Raw genomic sequence first — 1,940 nt, 5'->3', positions numbered from 1 at the left:
CCCAACAGCAGGATGGGTTCGGAATGCTTGAGCACCTTGATGCCCACGAAGCGGCCCTTGAGGTCCATGCCCATCAAGGTGACCACCGGCTTGCCCGAGTAGGCGGGCGTGTCGGTGATGTCGGTGGACAACATCACATAGCCCAATAGCTTCTTCTTGCCGGCCTCGGGTTCGCCGTAGGCCTCCACATAGGGTGGCTGGCCCAGGCGCTCGGAGAAACTCACAGCGCCGGGAAACACCTCGGCGCAAGGCACCAGGGCGCACATGTCTTTGGCGGTATTCAGTTCGGGCGGCAGCGCCGCTTCATAGGAACCCGTCGCCGCGCGTGCGCCGCTCGCGCACAGGGCAAACAGAAGAAAAAAAACTGCCAAGTAAGAATTTACATTGCCCGCTAACCGTCTGCATCGCGAATACATATTTCATTCCTGCTGGGCAAGCGCCGCCCGATGGCGGCGCTTCAATTTCCTGAATCAGGCTTCAACAATCATGCGCGTGCGCATTTCAAGGTGCAACGCATGGCAGAAGTGCGTGCAATAGCACCAGTAAACGCCTGGTTTATCGGCAATGAAGGTCACTGATGCCGTTTCCTGCGGATTGACGATGAATTGGACGTTGTACTTCGGAATGGCGAAGCCGTGCGTCAAGTCCTCCACCTTGTCGTGGTTCGTCAAGATAAGGGTGACCTCATCGCCCTTCTTGACGGTGAACTCACGCAGGCTGTAAGACGGGGCCTGCGAAGTCAGCTTGACGGTAACCTTCTTGCCATTGCGGAACACACCGGATTCCTTGGGATCCTTGATCGCAAGCGGGAACTCGTTCATGTCATAGACCTGCTTGGGACGCAGCAGGTCGCGTTTCAGGATGATGAAGTCGTGGGGCTCACTGCGCACCGGGGGGTCGGCGATCAGTACCATCTTCTCACCCGAGATATCGATGATCTGCTCGTTCTCGGCGTGCAGCGGGCCGACCGGCAGGAAACGGTCCTTGGAGAACTTGCAGCCCACCGCCATCCACTTGCCATCAGCGGAGCGAGTTTCACCATGCGTACCACTGATGTGGCCCGGCTGATAGTGCACGTCGATACGGTCCACGACGTACTTGGCGCTCTTGTCGCCAGCATGGAATTTGATGGCGGCCTCCACATTCCACTTAACAACCTGGCTGTCCAGGAACAGCGTGGTGTAGGCATTGCCGCGACCGTCAAAGGTGGTGTGCAGCGGTCCCAGACCTAACTCCACCTCGGCCACGATGGCCGCATCCAACTTCTCCAGCTTGCCGTCGAACCAGTCCAGCACCTTGGCCAGCTCGATCACCGTGCCGGTGGGCGACAACTTGCCGGAGCAGATGAAATACTTGCCGTCCGGGCTGGCGTTCACACCATGCGGGTTTTTCGGCACGGTGACGGTCGCTGTCAGCGCAGTCTTGGGATCCGCGTTGGACTTGCGGGTGCCATCGACCACCGGCACCTTGGAGTCGCCATAGGTCTTGAATTTGCCGTCCTTGATCGCCTGCTCGATGCGGGCGATGTTGTAGAAAATGCAGGCGTCGCGCTCGGCCGACATCATGTCTTCGTAATGGACGCCGTTTTCAGTGTTGTACTGGTTGGCCGCTGCCAGCTTGCCGTCATACGAGGTGGCGACCAGGTCGCAATTGCCGTCGATCAGCACCTGCCAGCGCACGTCCATGGTCTCGGCGTCCACGCAACTAAAGAGCGAGTGGTAAGTCTCCGGCTTGTTCACATCGGCACCGGTGTTGGGCAAGGGAATAGCGAACTCGCCGCCGCAGAACACACGCGTGGTGTAGTTGATCTTCGGATCGACCGGGTCGGCCTTGTCCGGAAAGATGCCATGGAAGCCCTGGATGTTGGGAATCTCGGTGATTTTGTCGCAGATGAAGTAGTCCAGGCGGATGCGCGCAATGCGGCCGTTGATTTTGTCGTT

1 protein-coding gene and 1 pseudogene are annotated in these 1,940 nt (G+C 58.6%); both read right to left on the bottom strand.

Going from position 1 to position 1,940, the window contains the following annotated elements; genetic code table 11:
- Positions 1-416 (bottom strand): annotated as a pseudogene (locus Q7T06_RS07700) (4Fe-4S binding protein); the annotation flags it as partial.
- A 54-nt stretch (positions 417-470) separates the two neighbouring features.
- A partial coding sequence (nosZ, locus tag Q7T06_RS07695; RefSeq protein WP_304782920.1) for a TAT-dependent nitrous-oxide reductase occupies positions 471-1,940 on the bottom strand: 1,470 nt, incomplete at its 5' end.

The organism is Herminiimonas sp. (assembly GCF_030645555.1).
In the GTDB taxonomy this organism is placed as follows: domain Bacteria; phylum Pseudomonadota; class Gammaproteobacteria; order Burkholderiales; family Burkholderiaceae_D; genus Oxalicibacterium.
The sequence above is the reverse complement of the archived record's forward strand: the minus strand, read 5'-3'. Positions and strand labels throughout refer to the sequence as shown.